1 pseudogene is annotated in these 462 nt (G+C 58.2%); it reads right to left on the minus strand.

The annotated features are described in order from the left end of the window. Nucleotides 1-271 (minus strand): annotated as a pseudogene (locus AC1DIT_RS28510) (hypothetical protein); the annotation flags it as partial. Nucleotides 272-462 lie beyond the last annotated feature (191 nt).

A 462-nucleotide genomic window follows, 5' to 3' on the forward strand; every position in this document is an offset into this window, starting at 1 on the left:
GTTGATGGCCGTGAGTACACAGCAGACTCATGGCCCATGCCGTGCTGGCACAAGCGCCGGCGAGCAAGGCAATGCAGTCGGCAAATTGCGGCAGCGATATTTCCATCCCGCCGAACTGCTTCGGCTGAAAGGCACGGTGCATGCCGATGCTTTTGAGCAGCGCAATGTTCTCGTCGGGGACCTTGCGGTCCTGCTCGGCCTCAAAGGCATTGGCAGCGATGGTTGGCAGAATGGACTTGAGGTCTTCGAGGAGCGGGTTTGGCTTTTTCATGGACGGCCCTGCTTATTATTGGATGTCCGGCCGGCGCCCCGAGTCGAGGCACGGCAGCGGATACAGGGCCAGTATGGAACCCGCCATCGCGGTAGAAAATGCACCTTCCAGAGCCAAGGTTGTACTTTTCAAAGGCAACGATCCAATCATTCTGCCCACACTTGAAGCCGTTCTGGCACCCACGGGCATGT

The organism is Bacillus sp. 05T22 (genome assembly GCF_056396765.1).